Origin of the sequence: Burkholderia sp. AU45388 (assembly GCF_030481585.1) — a bacterium.
GTDB classification, from domain to species: Bacteria; Pseudomonadota; Gammaproteobacteria; order Burkholderiales; family Burkholderiaceae; genus Burkholderia; species Burkholderia sola.
The window spans coordinates 1-19,045 of the sequence record NZ_JAUJPV010000017.1 but is presented as its reverse complement, the minus strand read 5'-3'; the positions used below and the strand labels follow the sequence as shown (position 1 = coordinate 19,045).

Sequence of the window (19,045 nt, the reverse complement as noted above, 5' to 3'; positions counted from 1 at the left end):
ATGGAGTTCCGTAACCTCACGCCCTTGCATGCGATGGCGTTCAATGCCGTCGACGTGCCGGGCAACGAAATCCACGTGGTGGCGCTCAAGGCAGCATATCGGCTTGAGCCGACGCAGTCGCTCGACACCGATGGCGATACGCATCAGTGCGTGCTGCTGAGCGGGGACAATGCCGTCCCGTTGGCGATGGCAGACGAATACGAAGGCGAAACGGGTAAGAGCAGCGTGAAATGGGAAAGCGATCTCGCGCCGTTCAAACCGAAGTGTGATGTCCTGGTTCGAGCGACAGCACACGCCCCGCATGGCACGCCTGCGGCATCGTGGCCCGCTCGCGTACGCGTATTCGACGCCGGGACGATGGTCATCGACAAAGGACTGCGCGTCACGGGACCGCGCTCATTTACGAAGGGCTGGCGCGGGTGGAAGCTCGGTGAACCTGAACCGACACGAGCTGTTCCGGTGCGCTGGGAGCAGGCATACGGCGGCACGAGCCGCGTCGCCCTTGCGCAGAGCGCAAAGGGGACGAGCGCGGATCTTGAATTGAACGAAGTCTGCTTCACCAACCCGCTGGGCCGTGGTTGGGTCGAGAAGCGCTTCCTCGATCGGGCGACCCATAAGTCGGTCGTCGCTTCGTTGTGTGCATCATCGATTCCAGGACCGTTGCCGAAGATTGCCGAAATTCTGGCGCCGCAGATAGAAGCATGGGACATTCCGATAACCAGTCTCGACGTTGCCGAGCACTCCGCTTCGGGGCTGGATGCCAAGCAGATGAAAGAGGTCGTAGCCCGCTATGCGACGACGCCTGTCGGATTGGGTGTTGTCGGTCGCGCCTGGACACCCCGTTTGCAGTTTGCCGGGACTTACGACGAGACCTGGCATAAGACACGATGGCCGTACCATCCAGTGGATCATGACTTCCACTATTGGAATGGTGCGCCGGCAGATCAGCAGATCGAATGGCCTACGCCGGGACTCGCCTTCGAGCTTGCCAATCTCGCGCTGCCGGAGCACACGCATGCAGGCTTTTTGCGTGCGAGGCTTCCGGGGCATCGCGCCCTTGTGGCGCTTCGCTTCAAGAGCGGGGAAATCGTGCCACTCGAGATGAAGCTCGACACACTTTTGATCGATACGGAAGAAATGCGCGTATCGGCTACATGGCGGGCGGTTTTTCCGTTGCAGCCGGCGGTGCGCGTGTGCGAGGCGCGTTTCGAACTGGATCGGCATGCGCCTCTGCTGCGAATGGCTGTCCCGAAAACAACCAGCGAACCGGAGGACGCGTGGCAGACAACGTAATGGCTCGCAAGGATGGCCAGTGGACCATCGTGTCGATGATGCCGGACGTATGCAAAACCCCCATGGGGAGTAGCACGCCGCCCGTACCTTATCCTGTCACGGCGAGCCTCGGCGAGAGTCAGATGACGTCGAAGACGGTCTTTGCGAACGGCAATCCGATCGTGCGGTTCGATTCGAGTTTCGCGCCGGATACGATCGGCGATCAGGCCGGTGTGGCACATGGAGTCGAAAGCGGAACCGTTGGCGCCAAGTGCTGGCCTATCGACCATAGCAAGACCGTCCGGGTCGAGAGCAAGATGGTCGTGCGTCACAGCGATCAGTTCTGGATGAACGGCAATTACGTCGGGAAGGAAGCAAAGGCTGCCCGTTGGCGTGGTCGGAAGGCCCAGATTGCCGAGGCACGGGAGAAAGCTGCTTCGATGCCGCCGGGACCGGAGCGGAGCAAACTCGAAGCGGCGGCAAATCGCTTCGAGCAAAACAATACGGCCGTCGAAAAGGCGCGCTTGGCTGAGAACGTTTACCACCCGGAGCAGGCGGCGCCAGAGGGATGGACGAACGTCAGCAGCGACCCTGCGAAACTGGCTCAGTTCAAGTTGAAGCCCAACGATTTTTCGATACCGGGGACAAACTTTCGTGCGCAGGTCTACGAGCCCGATCCTGCAGTTTTCGGAAACGATCTCAAGACGCAGGTGGTTTTTCAGGGAACAGACAAGTACAAGTGGTCCGACTGGGCCAATAACATCGCTCAAGGGGCCAATAAGAACTCGGCCTATTACGATCGTGCAGTCAAGATCGGGCGAGCGCTTGAGAAGAGTGGAACCGATGTGGATATTGTGGGGCATTCGCTCGGCGGCGGCATGGGTTCTGCCGCATCGCGCGCAAGTGGCTTGGCTGCGACCACGTTCAACGCAGCTGGCCTCAATCCGGCGACGGTAGCGCGCTATGGCGGGACACCGGTGGCATCCGATATTCAGGCGTACCGCGTGGAAGGGGAGATCCTGACGAAGGTTCAGGAAGGCAGTCACGGCATGATGCCTACAGCTGTAGGCACACCGCACATCCTTCCGGGAACGGGTGGTGCGGTCGCACGCCATGGCATGAATCAGGTCATCGATGGCATCGAAGCACAAAAAACAGCCGATCAGGCGACGATCGTTCAGGAGACGCGTCCTTGAGGACCAAGACGACAACTTCGCCGGCCCGAAGCGTGAGGCACCCCGCGCGGTGGCGGCGGATGGCTCTGGCCGCTGTCTCTGCACTAACAATCATCGTAAGTGGATGCAATATGAGCGCGAACTCACCCAGCAAGTATTTTGACGGCAGCTATCTGTCTGCTGCCAAGGCGATCAGCGATGGCGACGTTGCTCAACTGAAATCGGCGTTGTCCGGGATCGACGTGAACAAGCCTGGGCGACAAGAGATGACGTTGCTTTGGTTTGCCATCTCGACCAAGAATTTCCCCGCGATCAGCGAACTGATCGCGCATGGCTCAAAGCCGGACGCTCAAATTGTGGAGGGGCTGGGCAGCGCGATGTACTTCGCGATCACCAATGAAGACACTCGCTACCTGAAGGCCATGCTCGATGGGGGCTTGTCGCCGGATACGGTCGATAGCGATGGCACGAGTCTGTTGCAGCGGGCGATGGAAGGCAACGGCGCGATGGAACGAGTAAAACTGCTAGTCGAACATCACGCAAACATCAATCATCGCGACAGCATTGGCGGGACCGCACTGGATTCCGCGCTCGACGTCGCCAAGCCGGACATTGCGATTTTTCTCGTTGAGCATGGTGCCGATGTCAACGCCCATACGACGAACGGCGTGAGCGTGGCCTACTCCGTGCAGAAAGACATCGACGCACTGCAACCAGAGGCCAAGCAGGCCACGGTCACCGACATCTCGTTGGATAAGGATGGGCAACCGGTCAGAACGGCACAGACGCCTCCCGCACCAGGGTTGTCGCCCGAGGGCAAGGAGCGCTTGGAAAAATTCGAGCGTCTGCGCGCGCTGATGATTGCGAAGGGGGCGAAGTTTCCGCCCGACCCGCCGGCGAAGGTTCGAGAACAGATGAGCCGAAAATAAGGCGCGGGGCATATCGTGAGCGATCAAGGGAACACCGTCGGTAGGCTCTACGGACAAACGGCCATGTCGCGTGTTGCGGCGTCGGCGGCCAATCCACCTGTCGTGGCTGAAACAGCGGCGGAAGCGGGATGGTTCAGTCAGGCAGTGGGATACGTTCACACCGGACTGGATGTCCTTGGGGCCATCCCGGAAGTTGGCGCCATATTCGACGGTGCGAACGGTTTGATTTACGCGGCCGAAGGCAACACTGCGGAGGCGGCTATTTCCGGTGGCTCAGTCATTGCGGACCTTGTGCCCGGCTTAGGTACGGCCGGAAAAGCTGTCAAGTACGGGGCAAAGGGCGTAGCAAAGCTGGGGGCCAAGGAAGCTGCGGAGCAACTAGCGAAGCAAGAAGCGAAAGTACTCGCCGAGAAAGAGGCCAAGCAATTGGCAGAGCAGGAAGCTAAACAGGCCGCAGAGCAAGCCGCTAAAAAGGCCGAGAAGGAAGCCGCGGAGAAGGCGGAGAAGGAAGCCGCTTCGAATGGCGGAAAAGACGGCGGCAAGGTCAAGGGTAAGGGTCGCTGCAATCTTCGTCCCTACCAGCCAGATACCTGCAAAGCGGAAGGAAAGACCGGACATCATGTCGTGGCAGACCGAGCTTTTCGCTTACCGGGGGCGCGCAGAGGATCTGAGCGTCGTCAGATTCCTGGAGGCATTTCAGAAGGCGATGGTTTGGTGATCTGTTTAGAGGGCAAGGATCGTACACCGACAACCGAGCATGGTAAGGCGCACGCATTGTACGATGCAGCGGAGTTGGCATTGGGCTTGAAGGGCAATCCGCCGGGTACGACTGAACTCTGGAAACTAGAGGCGGCAGGAGCAGCATCGGTCGCAGCGGTAACAAAATGTAATCCAGCTTTAATTATGGCTGAGCTTCGGGCGTACCATCAATCGAAGGGCATGGGGCCGGACTTCAAGGTCCGTGCCGATCCGACGGGGGGCTTAACTAAGGGTATGGAATTGAAGGATTTTGCCGAGCAGATGAAGACTGGGGCAGGCGACTTCTGAGGAAGATTTTTATGGCGAAGCAAAAAACGAAGCTGACATTCGGCACTGGTTGCGCGATTAATCGAGACATGTTCTATCTGTCCAGCACTTTGGACGAGTTGGAGGCTACGGAAGACACTCCTGTTTCGCGGATGGTGTTTTATCAACATCAAACGGCCGACAAATGGTTCTACCATGACCTTCCTGCGTGGCGTGTCGTGTCAACCTGCTACCCAAATCCCGCTCCCAATAGTGTTCGCAAGATCTATGCACTGAGTGAGCAGGGGGACGTCGAAAGTTACAGTCGGGATGGTTCGGTAATCGAGAAAATCGCGGATGCTGGCCTAGAACCGGTGTCACCCAACTACGGATACGTTACGCGTATTCGAGAAATTGATGGTCACCTTTATGTTTGTGGATATGGTGGCCAAGTCTATAAGCGCGACTCAGCGGGCTGGGCACATGTTGATGCCCAGCTTCTCCAGAAGAAAGTTGACATTGGTAGCATTGAAGATCCGAGCGAGTTACTTGCGGCATTGACCAAATCCGCCGACGAAACGATCGGTCTCATCGATATCAACGGTCTCGATGAGAAATCTATCTATGTCGTCGGTAATGATGGATACATGGCATTTTTTGACGGCACGAGCTGGACAAAATTGCCAAAAGCAACAGCAGCTCATCTCAATTGTGTCATGCCAGTCTCGGCCGATAGCGTTTGGGTGGCCGGAAGCAAAGGGACTTTGCTAAAAGGCAACTTTCAGACCGGTTTTAGTGCGGTGGCCCGGAAGAGCCTCAGTACGGACTTTTATTCGTTGGCGTGGCTTAACGATCGGCTCTTCATCGGTGCCGGCGACGGCATCTATGAGTTCGATGAAAATGGACCACAAAGGTTGATGGTTAGCGACAAGTTTTCCTTGGACGGCGTTTCGACCGTGGAGGCGAAGGACGGTGTTTTATGGGTGTTAGCGTCTCGAAGGCTGGCCCGATACGACGGGGCACAGTGGGAAGTATTCGAAAATCCTCACAATGGTCCCTGAAGTCTGGGCAGGTTTGAGTATCGTCGACCTAGGGGCTCTCGGAAGAATTGATCATGGACGTATATTGAATTAATGCGATCTATGACGGGAGGTCATTCGAGGGTTCTTGTCTGTGACATCGAGATTGTGCGTCGTTGCGTAAGGTTGAAGTCATGAAGCTCTCGGAAGATCTGATCAAAGACATATACGCTTACGGCGCCGCTGGTCGGGAGGCGTGGAGGAAGGGGGAAATTGCTGACGCTGAGGCACGTTTCATAAGAGCGTGGGAGGTTTTGCCGGAGCCTAGAGAACAATATGATCTCGCGCAATCGATGGCACGCGGATTCGTGGTTTTTTATCGCGATACTAAACAGTTTGATAAGGCTGTTCACTGGTTGGAAGAAGTGAAGAAGGCATACGGTTCTGGAGCCGGCCCGGATCTGACAATCGGATTCCTCAGCGGAACAGTGTATTTCGAAGCCGGTGAGCTGGATAAATCCGCGGAATTTTTTGTGCCGCTGTATGAACACTTTGGAAGTAGACCGTTTACCGGTGAGGATAAGAAGTATCTTGAATTCGCGAAGCGTGCATTCAAGGGAAACAAATAAAGATGACCAAGCTTCCCAAGAAAATCCAAGATGAGTTAGATGCTCTCTCGGAGCAGGTAATGTCTTGTGTGATGCATCGAAGTTCGATGAAGCGATTCAGCGATGGGGTGCAGCTCACGAGTTGCTTCTCGAACCTCGGATTGATTGGAAAGCGTACACGTGGCTCTCCGCATCGATTGGTGATGCGTAATATCAGCTCGAAGAGTTTGAGGCATCGCGACAGAGCTTCTTTGATGCGCTCAATGGCCCCGGGCGGACAAGAGAATTGAACCGCACCGGGAATCGTGGAGGCTGGTTTGTTTAAGTTAATGCGGACACGTCAGCGGCATTTCTGAGTTGCCTGTAGTAGTTTGCCTCAGCTTCAGCAGGCGGGATATAGCCGAGCGGTTCCATCAGCCGATGGTGGTTGTACCAGGCGACCCATTCCAGCGTAGCCAGTTCGACGGATTCCCTCGTTTTCCAAGGGGCGCGCCGATGAATCAGTTCCGTCTTGTACAGGCCGTTGATCGTTTCGGCTAGCGCATTGTCGTAGCTGTCGCCCCGGCTGCCGACCGACGGCTCGATGCCGGCCTCAGCCAGCCGTTCGCTGTAGCGAATGCTGACGTATTGGGCCCCTCTATCGGAGTGGTGTATCAAAGTCCCGTCCTCGCCCGGTTGGCGGGCGTACAGCGCTTGTTCAAGTGCATCCAGAACAAAGTCCGTGGTCATCGACGAGCTGACGCGCCAGCCAACAATACGGCGGGCGAACACGTCGATCACGAATGCCACGTACAGCCAGCCTTGCCATGTCGAGACATACGTAAAATCCGACACCCAGAGCTGATTCGGTCGGTCAGCCTTGAACTGCCGATTGACTCGGTCCAGCGGGCGCGGCGCGCTCACATCGGGAGTCGTCGTGCGAACACGCTTACCGCGAACTGCGCCACGCAAGCCCTGCAGCTTCATCAACCGTCCGACCGTGCAGCGTGCCACCGCAATGCCTTCCCGGTTCATCTGCTTGCAGACCTTCGGCACGCCGTAGACCTGCATGTTGGCCTGCCAGACACGCTTGATCTCCAGTTGCAAAAGCTCATCGCGTTTCGCGCGGGCGCAGCGTTTCGACGGATCGCGAAGTTGTGCTGCATGGCGTCGGTAGCCCGACGGGGCAATCCGCAAGACCTTGCAGATCGGCTCGACCCCGAAGGTGTCGCGATGCTGATCAATGAAGGCCTTCAGGACTTGAAACGGCGGTCGAGCTCCGCCTGGGCGAAAAATGCGCTCGCCAGTTTGAGAATCTCGTTGGTCCGGCGCAGTTCCTTGACCTCGCGCTCCAAGGCTTTGATGCGTTCACGCTCGGCCGTACTTACGCCATCGCGCTCTCCACGGTCGACCCCGTCGCGCTTAACCCAATCCAATAGCGTCTGCGGCGTGCAGCCGATCATCGGCGCAATCGATTCGACTGCCGCCCACATCAACGGGTGCTCGCTACGCTGCTCGCGTACCAGGCGCACTGCACGCTCTCGGACTTCCGGGGAAAACTTGCTTGGCTTCTTGTTCATGGCTCCATTCTCTCAAGAGTTGGAGCCTCCACAAAACTCGGTGCGGTTCATGGTGCTAAAGTGCTCAAGCCTGTCAAGGAGAAGCTAAAGCCCGGCACGCCCGAACATAAGGCATCAAGGTGGGAAAGATATAAAGCACGAGGTGGGAAGAAAGACTACGAGGCCTGGAGCAAGCAATATGACATGAATATGCGCAACTACGAATTTGGCGCTGCGCGTGAATCTGCATATCGTGATGCCATGAATGCCTCTGAAGGCACACTTAAGACGCCTCTTACCAATCGTCAGATTGATATTCTGAAGGCAGACGAAATGTATGTCGGGCAACTCAAAACAGGACCGGTAAGCTTGACGAAGGAAAACATCTTGGCAATTCAGAAGGATGGGGAGCTGGTCAAGCAAGGGTGGCAGGTCGAGCACATTCTTGAGCAAGGTGCGTCAAAGCCATATCTCGATGCTTTAGGTAAGGCGGATGTAGATGCGCATATTGGTCCTAAAATTCCTTAAGGGAAGTATGAAATGGCTTTCGATAGAAAATCGGCTGAAGAAGAGTTTGATAATTTCCTGATTGACATGGATGACCAGTTGGATTGGTTGTCTGGGAAGGCGGAGGAGCATGGTATTGAATTGGACGTTGCGCTGGACGACTTGTCGAAGTTGGAGAAGTTATTTGATCTCCTGTCTGATGGGAAGGACAAGGATTATGTGTCGAGGCTTGTTATTACTTTCGCTCGATTTCTTGGTGAAATTGTTAGGGAAAACTACGGTGGGAAATGGACTCTGCCACTTGATGATGAGAAGAGTATAAATTTCAATACTCCTGTCATAGTCGGGCATGTACCAATAGATGGGCTCGAATTTGCACCGCTATCGGTGATGCGAGCGTACGCGCTTCGTAGAAAGCAGGGAACCTTGCGCCGGGCCGTGGATGCGCAGGTAAATCCTAAGCCAGTGGATTTGAGTGGCTTAGAGGAGGAGTGAGTGGGACATCTCGGCACTCCACCAGCATAGGTCGCGGTGGTATATTGGGCTCTGTGGCTTATCAATTGAGACGTAAAAGCCTAACGTCGATGAAGAGTTCGACCTATTGGATTGATGCAGTCCGTCACATGAGGCTATTCGAGAATTCTCGTCCCCGGTGACATTGAGGTTGTGCGTCGTTTCGTAAGGTTGGGGTCATGGAACTCTCGGAAAACTTGATCAAAGACATATACGCTTACGGCGCCGCTGGTCGGGAGGCATGGAAGAAGGGTGAAATTGCTGACGCTGAGGTAAGTTTCATAAAAGCGTGGGAGATTTTGCCCGAGCCTAGAGAGCAATACGACCTCGCGCAGTCGATGGCATGCGGATTCGTCGTTTTTTATCGAGATACTGAGCAGTTTGATAAGGCTGTTCACTGGTTGGCGGAAGTGAGGAGGGCGTACGGTTTCGGAACCGGCCCGGATCTGATAATCGGATTTCTCAGCGGAACGGTGTATTTCGAAGCCAGTGATCTAGATAAATCTGCGGAGTTCTTTGTGCCGCTGTATGAGCAATTTGGAAATAGGCCATTTTCCGGTGAGGATAAGAAGTGTCTCGAATTCGCGAAGCGTGTATCGACAGGAAGAGAATAAAGATGGTCAGACTTCCCAAGAAAATCCAAGATGAGTTAGATGCTCTCTCGGAGCAGGGCAATGTCTTGTGTGATGCGTCGAAGTTCGATGAAACGATTCAGGGATGGAGTGCAGCTCTGGAGTTGCTTCCCTAACCTCGGCTTGATTGCGAGGCATATGAGATCAGGAGAGAACGGTTCCGGCTCGACGAGCTCGGGTGAGGAGAAATCAGGCCGCCACCTTGGCAAGTATTGATGCCGGTAGAGAGCCGGGCTCGGTCTCGTCACGGCTTTGCGGCATACCGCGCTTGCGCGTCAGTTTCGCATAGCGTGCCGCCGTCATGCGCGAGCCGTTTGCTTCACCCCAATTTCTCGACCGCGAACTTCTCCTGCTCGTCATTTCGATGCGGGCGACATGCAATCCGCATAGATTGGTCGGCGGTCGGATTGACCTGCCCCCCAACAAACAGGGCCAACCGAAACCTAGTAAAGTTCATTTTCGGAGAAGACGAGCATGAAGAAGCGCTTTACGGAAGAGCAAATCATCGGCTTTCTGAAGGAAGCCGCGGCCGGCCTGCCGGTCAAGGAGCTGTGCAGAAACACGGGTTTAGTGACGCGTCGTTCTATACCTGGCGTGAGAAGTTCGGCGGCATGGAGATATCGGAAGCCCGTCGACTCAAGGACCTGGAGAGCGAGAACGCGCGGCTCAAGAAACTGCTGGCTGAAGCGATGCTCGACATGGAAGCCTTCAAGGTATTCGTGAAGGGAAAGCCCTGAGCCCACAAGCCAAACGCGAAGCAGTGGTGGCGATTCGGGAGAAGGTCAATATCTCCGAACGCCGCGCCTGCCGGCTTGTCGGGCTTTCTCGCAGTGTGCTGCATTACGACGCGAAGCCAGATGCCGAGAATGAAGCGTTGACGGCGCGCTTGGTCGAACTGGCCCATGAACGCCGTCGGTTCGGCTACCGCCGACTGCATGCGCTGGTGGAGCGCGAAGGCATTCACGCGAACCATAAGCGGGTGTATCGCCTCTAGCGTGAGGCGGGACTGGCGGTGCGACGCCGCCGCCGACGCCACGGGGTGATGATTGAACGCGAGCAACTGAGTTTGCCGAGCGCGCCGAACGAGGTCTGGTCAATCGATTTCGTCATGGATGCGCTCTCCAATGGCCGCCGCTTGAAGTGCTTGACCATCGTCGATGACTTCACGAAGGAGTCGATCGATATCGTCGTTGATCATGGCATTTCTGGCCTGTATGTGGCTCGAGCGCTGGACCGAGCAGCGCGTTTGCAGGGCTATCCCAAGGCCGTGCGAACGGATCAGGGACTGGAATTTACTAGCCGTGCGCTCGACCAATGGGCCTACGCCAATGGCGTGACGTTGAAATTGATTCAGCCAGGCAAGCCAACGCAGAACGCGTATATCGAGTCGTTCAACGGCAAGTTCCGCGATGAATACCTCAACGAGCACTGGTTCACAAGTCTCGCGCATGCTCGGGCGCTCATAGCGACGTGGCGTCAGGACTACAACGAGGAACGGCCGCATAGCGCGCTGAACTACCTGCCGCCAGCAGAGTTTGCTGCGAAACACCGGGCAACAGCGGATGCTCCTGCCGCTTTCCAGGAGCTGGTTTAAAGGGACTTTGCTAGGAGTCCGTTGGCCCTATTGAAGGGGCAGGTCATTCGGACAACGCCTTGGCACGGACCATGAACGCGTCCCACGTGGAGACGGCGATGCCGAGCTGGCGTTTGACGGCAGCAGCGTCGAATTGCGATCGGTGTGAAACCTTGATTGCGCCGGCGCTGTTACCTAAAGCGATTTGCAAAGTATTGTTGCAGACGACACGGACCGACGTGAATTGCGCCGTCGTCGCGAGCGTGCCGTCGCAGGCCGTCGCGAGCAGAAGGTAACCGTTGACCTTATCCTTGCTTTTGAGATTGCCGGACTGCCCCGTGCGTGCGAGCGCCCAGAGCTTGCGGCCTTCCTTGAGCACACCGGCCGTCTCGAGCTGGAATCCTCCGATCTCGGTCAGATCGCGATAAAACTCCAGGATCTCTTCGGGTTGCACGACCTGATAGCGCGCGGAGACGACGGACAACGGCGCCTTGTTGTCCGACCGGTACAGCACTTTCTGTTCGGGAAACGCGTGAATTGAGCCGAGGCTGCGGTCGCCGGCGGCGACGAAGCGTACTTCGGCTTCTTCGATGCGCCAGTCCATGCCGGCGGCGCGAGCCCAGACTTCGAGCGGTTGTTTGGGGGCGAGCTTATTGCCAAGACCGTGCCAGGGTTCGACACCGATGTAGGCCATGGTTTGGACGAGATGCATGGAAGACTCCTGTTCGATAAAGAAGGCATAACGCCCGGCACATGCCGGGCAGATCGGATTGAACGAGTGACGAGCGGATGACGCGCAGCGTTGCGACGAAAGCGACGAGTGCGACGATCAGACGTGTTGTGTGCCGAAGGCGTGTCCGCATGATCGGCACCGGTAGTTCTCGAGAACGGCGTCATCAATGGCGGACCCGACGGCAGAGCCGGCCGCACACCCGGCGGCACTGCCGACCAGACCGGCGATTACCGCACCGGCCAGTCCACCGAACACTGAGCCGAGGGGGCCACCGATCGCGCCGACGGCCGCTCCGGCTTCCGCGCCGGACAGCGCCATCGCCATACCGCCCGTAGCGCCGGCGACGCTGCCGATCGTGCCGCCCGTCTTGCGCGCGAGGTTGAGCGTTTCGACGCGCGGTGAACGGCAGTGTGGGCAGCGCGGCGCAATCTCGTCCGACGCCGACGTATGCAAATCGAGTGCGGAGTCCGGTGCGAACGAAAAGCCGTCGCGATCGCGCGGCGCATGCCGGTCGGGGCGGCGAAAGGCGGAGAGTCGTCCAGGTCGAACGGCTCGACGTCATCGAACTCGAACGGCCCGCGCGAGCGAGCACGTGTGTCGAACGACGACGCATGCCGAGACGCGGTCTCCTCCGGGCGGATCGCGTGCAGCGCATGATCGGGATAGGGCGCGTAGGCTTCCCATTCGTCATCGAACGGATAGCGTGCCGGCGGCGCGGCCAGGGCCGGCGTCGCCGCGCCAGCCGGTGGGGCACTGGGGGGCGTGCCACCGGATCTCCGGTGCCAGACGAAGTAGGCGATCGCGATACCCAATGAGAGAAACACCGCTATCACGGCGGCAAGGACATAGGGGGAAGACATGAAACCTCCGAGCGAAGTGCTCCGACGCGGGAATGCGCCGACGGAGCGGCCGTAGCTGGCCGTGCTCGGGAAGGTGATATGTGACTGAAAGATTTTTGAGTGCATCGGCCGATGCATTGCCTCGATCGCCACGGGCATCGCGTAAGGTCGTATGCCGGGGGCAGCGTTACCCCGCATTGCAGACTCGGCCTAACATGCAGGTTCAGGACGACGTCTGACGAATGGCTTGCCGTGTTTGGGAATTCGGATGAAGCTCGAAGTGAAACCTGCCAACCGCTACACCTACTTTGATCCCCGCGCGATTGTCGCCGCGCTGTTGCAAGGGGCAATCCAAAGAACGATCGAGGCCGACGATCCGCTCTACGAGCGTCTTCCGCCTCCAGTTCGCTACCGGGCTACCGGTGCGATCAACGCGTGGAAGCGCGTCATGCAGGAAGGGCATAAGACTGGCGACGCGGATTTTTTGGACGGCATGCGCAGGTTTCCGCTTGCACTGCTGTACAAGGAGTTTCCGCGTTTTTGGAAGGGGGGCTCACTCGCCGCCGGCATGAACCTGTACGCGAAACGACTCGAGCGTGGACGCTTCGTGTGGCCGCAGGCGGACTCGGGAACAGTCCATCTGTCAGCCGCCCAACTGTCGATGCTGCTCGAAGGGATTGACTGGCGGCATCCCGAGCGGACGTGGCAGCCGACGCACGCGGCATAAGGCAGGGTGCGGGAGCCCACAAGCGCGTGGCCTTCATTTACACTGGCATGCATGCCAGCCAGCCATCTGCCCGATGACATTGCCGCTCTCAAGCGCATCGTTGCCTCGCGCGACGAGACCATCGCGCAGTTGCTGGCCGAGATCTCGCGACTGAAGCGATGGCAGTATGGCCGCTCATCTGAGCGCATGACAGAACTGATGGACCAGCTGCAGCTCGCCCTCGGTGAGCTGCCCCTTCATGAACGATATGGCCGCACTGGCGAAGGCACCTGATGCCGACGCGACTGTGGATACGCCGGCCACTACGAACCTTGTTCCACTGCGCCGCAAGTCACGGCACTTCCCTGCACATCTTCCTCGCGAAACGGTTGTGCATGCGCCGTCAAACTGCGGATGCCCGGAATGCGGCAAACAGATGCGGGCGCTCGGCGAAGACGTCTCGGAGGTGCTCGACTATGTGCCCGGCTACTTCAAGGTACTGCGCCACGTACGTCCGAATCTGAGCTGCCCGCGCTGTGCCGCAGTAGTACAGAAGCCGGCACCTTCGCGGCCGATAGCACGCTCGATGGCGGGTGCGGGGCTGCTCGCACAGGTCGTCGTCGCGAAGTACGCTGACCATATGCCGCTATACAGGCAGGCCGGCATCTATCGCCGCGCGGGCATCGAACTGGACCGGGCAACACTAGCTTCGTGGGTGCGTGAGGCGGCTGCGCTGCTGCAACCCCTGTCAGACGCACTTGGTGGTTACGCGCGCGCCGCAGACAAGATCCATACCGACGACACGCCCGTGCCGGTGCTGAAGCCGGGGCGTGGCAAGACACGCACGGCGCGCCTGTGGACCTATGTGCGGGATGACCGCCCGGCAGGGAGCCGCGCGCCACCAGCCGTCTGGTACAGGTACTCACCCGACCGCAAAGGTGAACGACCTCGGGAACATCTGGCGGGCTACACGGGAATCCTGCAGGCAGATGTCTTCAGCGGGTGTGACGCGCTGTATCGTGACGGCACGGTCATCGAGGCCGAGTGCTGGGCGCATGCGCGGCGCAAGTTCTACGACCTGTACAAGCTGGACAGCTCACCAATTGCCGAGGAAGCACTGCGCCGCATTGGGGCGCTGTATGCCGTTGGACGCGAGGTTCGCGGCCAGACGCCGGACGTGCGCCTGTCTGCGCGTCAGCTGCGCTGGGCCCCATTGCTCGCTGAACTGAAGGCCTGGTTCGAACACACGCTGTCACAGGTATCGGCGAAGTCGGGGCTGGCGAAGGCGATCAGATACTCGCTGGGGCACTGGCATGCACTCATACGCTATTGCGAAGACGGGCGCATCGAGGTGGACAACAATACGGCGGAGCGCGCGATCAGGCCGCTGGTTCTCAGCAGGCGCAATTATCTGTTCGCAGGCTCCGACGACGGTGGCCAAAGCGCGGCGGTGATCTATAGCCTGATCGGTACGGCGCGCCTGAACGGGATCGAGCCGTTTGCCTACCTGCGCACGGTGTTTGAGCGCATCGCCGATCATCCCATCAACCGCATCGACGAGTTGCTGCCGTGGCGCCTGATGCCGGCTGCACACATCGAGCAGCAAGCCGCCTGACAATCGACCCGATGGTCCAACCCCGCAAACCTGCCGTGCGCCTGGTCAAGGCGCCAGTGCCCGATTACGTACTGCGCGTTGAGCTGAAGTGCATCAAGCCGGCGATCTGGCGACGAATCATCGTTCCCGGCTCGATCCGGCTGGGCAAGCTGCATGTCGTGCTGCAACTGGCCATGGGCTGGGAGGGCGGGCACCTGCACGAGTTCGTCTTCGGCGAAACCAACTATGATGAACCTGATGACTTTGGATTCCAGAGCGATCCACCGATGCTCAATGAAGCACGGGTCACGCTGGCGAAGGTGCTGGGCGGGCTGAAGTCATTCACCTACGTCTACGATTACGGTGACAACTGGCAGCATCGGATCAAGGTCGAGAAGGCGCTGACGCCTGATCTAGACATGCGCCGGCCGCTGTGCCTGGATTGGCAGAATGCGTGTCCACCGGAAGACGTCGGTGGAGTTCCAGGATATGCCGACTTCCTCGAAGCGATCACCGATCCGACGCACGAGGAGCGCGACCACTTCCTCGAGTGGTGTGGCGGCAGCTTCGATCCCGCCGCCTTCGATCTCGTGCTCACGAATCAGCGGCTCTCAGAGGTCAAGGTCTGATCGTCAAGACGGCCTCAGATTGACGCTTACAGAAAAATAGCATTGATTTACGCTTTTCCGCGTTAGCTTGGTTGGCAAAAAACCGTATCGAATTTGGGTATGTGTGTCGCAGGAGCGCATAGAAGAGCCCCGGCAGAGGAGGGCGTTTCGTGCCGAGGCAGCTCAGTTGGAGAAAGCCGTGGGGGCCATGGAGTAAGTGATGGCGTTTTCATTGGTGCGTGTCATGAAAGGTAGACAATCGAGAAATGGGGTGATGTTAGTTTTTGATCTCTATCGTGTTTATATGCAAATTGCTATATGAATACCTGTCAGAGTTAACGGGTTTCCATTCATTCGACATTGATGGTAGCCTAATTGCCGAGGTAGGCATGGTTTTTGCGTAAATTTTTCGTTGAGGCTGTATGAAAACACAAATCTACTCGATTGTAGGGGGTCACTTTAGCTTCTCGTACGGCTCATCGGCGACTCCGTCTACAAAGCGAATTTGTGATCGTTTCAGACGAGAAGTCACATGAATATGAATGTCTATTTGGCAATATTTCGTCACTCCTGTGAATTAATGTATTAATGTGGAAAATCTCTGATTGGTTGCATTGGATGAATTTGTTGGTGCATTTGTTGATCGTTAAAGTAATATCATGATTCCAGTGAATGGGGTTGAAGATTTGAATGTGATGCTTAAATTGCTCGAATGCAAGAATGTAAACGAATGGTCGGCAGCCATGTTCAAGCTGGCTCGTCAGTACGGGTTTCCTTCCGTCTATTTTGGTATTAAGCCATCGAGGGCCGTGTCGTGCCAGTCGGCTTTTGTTCAAACCAATTTCTCGGCGGCATGGCGTCGCATGTATGACGGGCGTTATTCCGAAATCGATCCGATCGCATTGCACTGTCACCGCCATGTGTATCCGCTACTGTGGGATGAAACAACGTTTGCCTCCGATCGGCAGCGGGAATTCTATGAAGAGGGCCGCCGGTACGGACTTCGATCGGGTATCGGCTATCCGATGCACGGGCCGCAGGGGCAGGCCGGCATACTTTGCTTCGCATCGGATGATCCCGCTCGTCAGGATCTCGGGATTCTCGCCTCATTATCATTGCTTCGCGACTTCGCGTGCGAATCGTATTTCAACGTCTCCCGTATCGAAGACACTGGCGGGCCTGCCACTGCGCTGACGCCGCGCGAACTCGAATGCCTGAGATGGGTAACGGCAGGCAAGACGAGCTGGGAGGTGTCGCGAATACTTTCGTGCTCGGAAGCGACGATCAATTTCCATATCTACAACCTGACCAAGAAGTTTGGCGTGCAAACACGCGCGCAAGCCGTGATTCGCGCCATTTCCGAAGGCCTGGTCGCACCTCTTTGAACCTCCGCTCAAGCGCGCTGCCGCGCGGGAGCATAAAGGAATATTTCCGATGGAATTCAACACACTGTCGCCGGCGCAGTGCGCTGGCGAAGCGAGCGCGATCGTTTGCGACCGAGCTGCGATCGAATGGCTCTTGCAGCATCGCGATCACGCACTATTCCTGCACACGGCGACTGTGCAAGGATGGCATGTGAACGCGCAGGCTTGCTGGGACGTCGCCCACCCGCATCTGCAAGGTCATTTCCCCGGACTTCCCATTGTTCCGGGTGTGTTCCTGATCGAGGCTGCGGCTCAAGCGGTTGGCGTGGTGCTTGGCACGGTGTCGAGGCAAGGCGGCGATGAAGCGTCGGGTCAGATGCCCGTATTCGCGGGCCTCAAGACATGTCGTTTGCACCACATGGTGCGGCCAGGAGAAATGGTCTGGTTCGACGTCGACGTGCGGCCCGTGATGGACGGAAAGTACTACGAGGCGACGGCCGTCGCGCGCGACGCTGGCGGCATCAAGATCCTGAATGTCGAATTGAATGTCGCGATGGTGTCGCGCAGCCCAATCGTTGCTTAGGAATCGGCGGTCGGGCTGGTGCGAAGGGCATTGCGCGTTTAGTTTTTCAACGCTGCGTTGGCTATGCCGGGCATAAGCTGCTGCATCACCGGAGCCGGCGAAACACCAGCGCGCCGTTCGTGCCGCCGAAGCCAAACGAATTGGAGAGCGCGACGTCGATCGGCATGTGCCGGGCGGTGATGGGCACGTAGTCGAGGTCGCATTCCGGGTCAGGTTGGACGAGGTTGGCGGTGGGCGGCGCGATTTGGTGATGTATGGCTAGCGCTGTGTAGACGGCCTCGACGCCGCCCGCCGCGGCCAGCAGGTGTCCCGTCACCGATTTCGTCGAGCTGATCGCGAGGCTTTTGGCGTGCGTACCGAAGGCGGCCTTCAACGCGGCGGTTTCTGCACGATCGCCAAGCGGCGTCGACGTGCCGTGCGCATTTACGTATTGCACGCTGTCTGCAGTGACGCCCGCATTGCGCAAGGCATTGAGCATGCAGCGGGCCGCGCCTTCTCCGTTCTCCGACGGGCTTGTAATATGGAATGCGTCCCCGCTTAGGCCGAATCCGGCCAGTTCCGCGTAAATCCGGGCGCCGCGCCGGCGCGCGTGCTCCAGTTCCTCGAGCACGACGATGCCCGCGCCTTCGCCTAGCACGAAGCCGTCGCGCTCGGTGTCCCATGGGCGGCTCGCCGTCTCGGGGCTGTCGTTGCGCGTCGATAGCGCCTTGGCGCGGCCAAAGCCCGCAAGGCTGCTCTCCGTGATCGCCGCTTCTGCGGCGCCAGCGATCATCACGTCGGCATCGCTATACTCGATCAGCCGGGCGGCGTCGCCGATCGCATGCGTCGCGGTGGAGCACGCTGTCGCCATGGCGAGGTTCGGCCCCTTGAGCCCGTACAGGATCGAGAGATGGCCCGCGACCATATTGATGATGGACGATGGCACGTAGAACGGCGACACCCGGCGCGGCCCCTTGTCCTTCATCGTGAAGGCGGTGTCGACGATGGTTTGGACGCCACCGATTCCCGAGCCGACGTGAACGCCCATCCGGTGGGCGTTCACGTCGGTCACCTTGAGACCGCTGTCGACGAATGCCTCCATGCCGGCCACGACGCCGAGCTGAATGAATCGGTCCATATGACGGACCTCTTTTTCCGAAATGAAGCGGGTTGCGTCGAACCCCTTGATTTCGCCTGCGATCTGCGCCGGAAAATCCGTCGTATCGAAAAAAGTGACTCGGCCGATCCCACTGCGGCCGGCAACAATATTCGACCAGTTTTCCTCGACGCCGATCCCGACCGGGGAAATGGCACCAAGACCGGTGACAACGACTCTTCGCTTGTTCATCTTTTTCCTTCTTGATAACACATTGAAAACGTCATGGTCTCGAAAACGGCTGATTGCCGCCATGCGCGCGACATTCAGATCACAGTTGCGTTGGCAATCCCGCCGAGCTCCCTTCCAAGGCACCCGCAAGGCACCCGCGCACCATTCCGTCGGGTGAGTCTGGCATATCGTTCGGCCTCCTTGTACTGGTACTTTTTATAGGTTGGAGAAATTGAGTAGAGTGTTAGAGTTTTGCGAAATAAAAAATAAGGAATAAAAGCTTTGAAGGAATCTCTTGATGATTGGATTAAAGAGAGTCGGGAAGTTAAGGTAAGTCAGTCGATTGGAATACATGTGGATATAAAGGATCTTCTGCCGCATCGGGGAAGCATGTTGTTAATCGACGGTTTGACGTGACCTGCCCCCGGTTTTAGTCCGAACTGCAGTTAGAGTCCGAGGTTAAAAACTGCTGCTTTGCATCGTGCGCCCGAGCGAACTGCACCGGCGTCAGATAGCCGAGTGAACTATGAGGCCGCTCGGT

General features: G+C 57.8%; 16 protein-coding genes, 3 pseudogenes and 1 other annotated feature. Of the genes and pseudogenes, 15 read left to right on the top strand and 4 right to left on the bottom strand.

Annotated elements, in window-relative coordinates; all coding sequences use genetic code 11:
- The 6 genes from QZM72_RS24055 (at position 1) to QZM72_RS24030 (ending at position 6,029) form a co-directional block, all read left to right on the top strand.
- Positions 1 to 1,293, top strand: a complete 1,293-nt coding sequence (locus QZM72_RS24055) for a DUF2169 domain-containing protein (RefSeq protein WP_301739419.1) — start codon at positions 1 to 3, stop codon at positions 1,291 to 1,293.
- The gene (locus tag QZM72_RS24050) at positions 1,278 to 2,468 is read left to right on the top strand and encodes a PAAR-like domain-containing protein (RefSeq protein ID WP_301739418.1); all 1,191 of its coding nucleotides are present in this window, start codon (positions 1,278 to 1,280) and stop codon (positions 2,466 to 2,468) included. Before QZM72_RS24055 ends, QZM72_RS24050 begins: the two co-directional genes overlap by 16 nt.
- 110 nt (positions 2,469 to 2,578) lie before the next feature.
- Positions 2,579 to 3,376 carry an ankyrin repeat domain-containing protein gene (locus QZM72_RS24045; RefSeq protein WP_301739417.1) on the top strand — a complete coding sequence of 266 codons (798 nt, stop codon included), beginning with the start codon at positions 2,579 to 2,581 and terminating at the stop codon, positions 3,374 to 3,376.
- A gap of 15 nt (positions 3,377 to 3,391) precedes the next feature.
- Entirely contained in the window at positions 3,392 to 4,423 is a 1,032-nt protein-coding gene (locus QZM72_RS24040) for a hypothetical protein (RefSeq protein ID WP_155623544.1), read from the top strand.
- 11 nt (positions 4,424 to 4,434) lie between these two features.
- Positions 4,435 to 5,442, top strand: a complete 1,008-nt coding sequence (locus tag QZM72_RS24035) for a hypothetical protein (RefSeq protein ID WP_301739416.1) — start codon at positions 4,435 to 4,437, stop codon at positions 5,440 to 5,442.
- Between the two features lie 152 nt (positions 5,443 to 5,594).
- Positions 5,595 to 6,029, top strand: coding sequence for a hypothetical protein (locus QZM72_RS24030; protein ID WP_301739415.1), 435 nt, complete (start codon positions 5,595 to 5,597; stop codon positions 6,027 to 6,029).
- A gap of 300 nt (positions 6,030 to 6,329) precedes the next feature.
- Here the strand turns inward: QZM72_RS24030 and QZM72_RS24025 are convergent.
- Positions 6,330 to 7,567, bottom strand: a protein-coding gene (locus QZM72_RS24025; protein ID WP_301739414.1) for an IS3 family transposase whose coding sequence is annotated in 2 segments (ribosomal slippage) — positions 6,330 to 7,276 and positions 7,276 to 7,567 — 1,239 coding nt in all. Because the reading frame shifts where the segments join, the coding sequence is not laid out codon by codon here.
- Positions 7,170 to 7,286 (bottom strand) — a sequence feature (AL1L pseudoknot). It overlaps the preceding gene by 117 nt.
- 60 nt (positions 7,568 to 7,627) lie before the next feature.
- Between QZM72_RS24025 and QZM72_RS24020 the strand changes: the two genes are divergently transcribed.
- From QZM72_RS24020 to QZM72_RS24005, 4 genes and pseudogenes are all read left to right on the top strand, one after another.
- Entirely contained in the window at positions 7,628 to 8,074 is a 447-nt protein-coding gene (locus tag QZM72_RS24020) for a hypothetical protein (RefSeq protein WP_301739413.1), read from the top strand.
- Positions 8,075 to 8,086: 12 nt separating this feature from the next.
- On the top strand, positions 8,087 to 8,548 hold the full coding sequence (locus tag QZM72_RS24015; RefSeq protein WP_301739412.1) for a hypothetical protein: 462 nt from the start codon (positions 8,087 to 8,089) through the stop codon (positions 8,546 to 8,548).
- Positions 8,549 to 8,745: 197 nt separating this feature from the next.
- A complete protein-coding gene (locus tag QZM72_RS24010) occupies positions 8,746 to 9,180 on the top strand; it encodes a hypothetical protein (RefSeq protein ID WP_301739411.1) in 435 nt (144 codons plus the stop codon).
- A gap of 492 nt (positions 9,181 to 9,672) precedes the next feature.
- Positions 9,673 to 10,792 (top strand): annotated as a pseudogene (locus QZM72_RS24005) (IS3 family transposase).
- Between the two features lie 46 nt (positions 10,793 to 10,838).
- Here QZM72_RS24005 and QZM72_RS24000 read toward each other — a convergent pair.
- Positions 10,839 to 11,483, bottom strand: a pseudogene (locus tag QZM72_RS24000) (DUF932 domain-containing protein); the annotation flags it as partial.
- 117 nt (positions 11,484 to 11,600) lie between these two features.
- Positions 11,601 to 11,957 (bottom strand): hypothetical protein, encoded by a 357-nt coding sequence (locus QZM72_RS23995; protein WP_301739410.1) that lies wholly within the window; start codon positions 11,955 to 11,957, stop codon positions 11,601 to 11,603.
- Positions 11,958 to 12,611: 654 nt separating this feature from the next.
- On the opposite strand from QZM72_RS23995, the gene tnpB reads away from it, so the two are divergent.
- The 5 genes and pseudogenes from tnpB to QZM72_RS23970 all read left to right on the top strand — a co-directional run bounded on the left by tnpB (position 12,612) and on the right by QZM72_RS23970 (position 17,198).
- Complete coding sequence (gene tnpB, locus QZM72_RS35695) at positions 12,612 to 13,070, top strand: IS66 family insertion sequence element accessory protein TnpB (RefSeq protein WP_367620040.1); 459 nt, start codon at positions 12,612 to 12,614, stop codon at positions 13,068 to 13,070.
- 51 nt (positions 13,071 to 13,121) lie between these two features.
- Positions 13,122 to 14,664, top strand: a pseudogene (locus QZM72_RS23985) (IS66 family transposase).
- 11 nt (positions 14,665 to 14,675) lie between these two features.
- The gene (locus tag QZM72_RS23980) at positions 14,676 to 15,272 is read left to right on the top strand and encodes a plasmid pRiA4b ORF-3 family protein (protein WP_301739409.1); all 597 of its coding nucleotides are present in this window, start codon (positions 14,676 to 14,678) and stop codon (positions 15,270 to 15,272) included.
- Between the two features lie 638 nt (positions 15,273 to 15,910).
- Positions 15,911 to 16,636 (top strand): LuxR family transcriptional regulator, encoded by a 726-nt coding sequence (locus QZM72_RS23975; protein ID WP_301739408.1) that lies wholly within the window; start codon positions 15,911 to 15,913, stop codon positions 16,634 to 16,636.
- A 49-nt stretch (positions 16,637 to 16,685) separates the two neighbouring features.
- Positions 16,686 to 17,198 carry a 3-hydroxyacyl-ACP dehydratase FabZ family protein gene (locus QZM72_RS23970; protein WP_301739407.1) on the top strand — a complete coding sequence of 171 codons (513 nt, stop codon included), beginning with the start codon at positions 16,686 to 16,688 and terminating at the stop codon, positions 17,196 to 17,198.
- Positions 17,199 to 17,283: 85 nt separating this feature from the next.
- Here QZM72_RS23970 and fabF read toward each other — a convergent pair whose 3' ends face one another.
- Positions 17,284 to 18,525 (bottom strand): beta-ketoacyl-ACP synthase II, encoded by a 1,242-nt coding sequence (gene fabF / locus QZM72_RS23965; protein ID WP_301739406.1) that lies wholly within the window; start codon positions 18,523 to 18,525, stop codon positions 17,284 to 17,286.
- Positions 18,526 to 19,045: the final 520 nt, after the last annotated feature.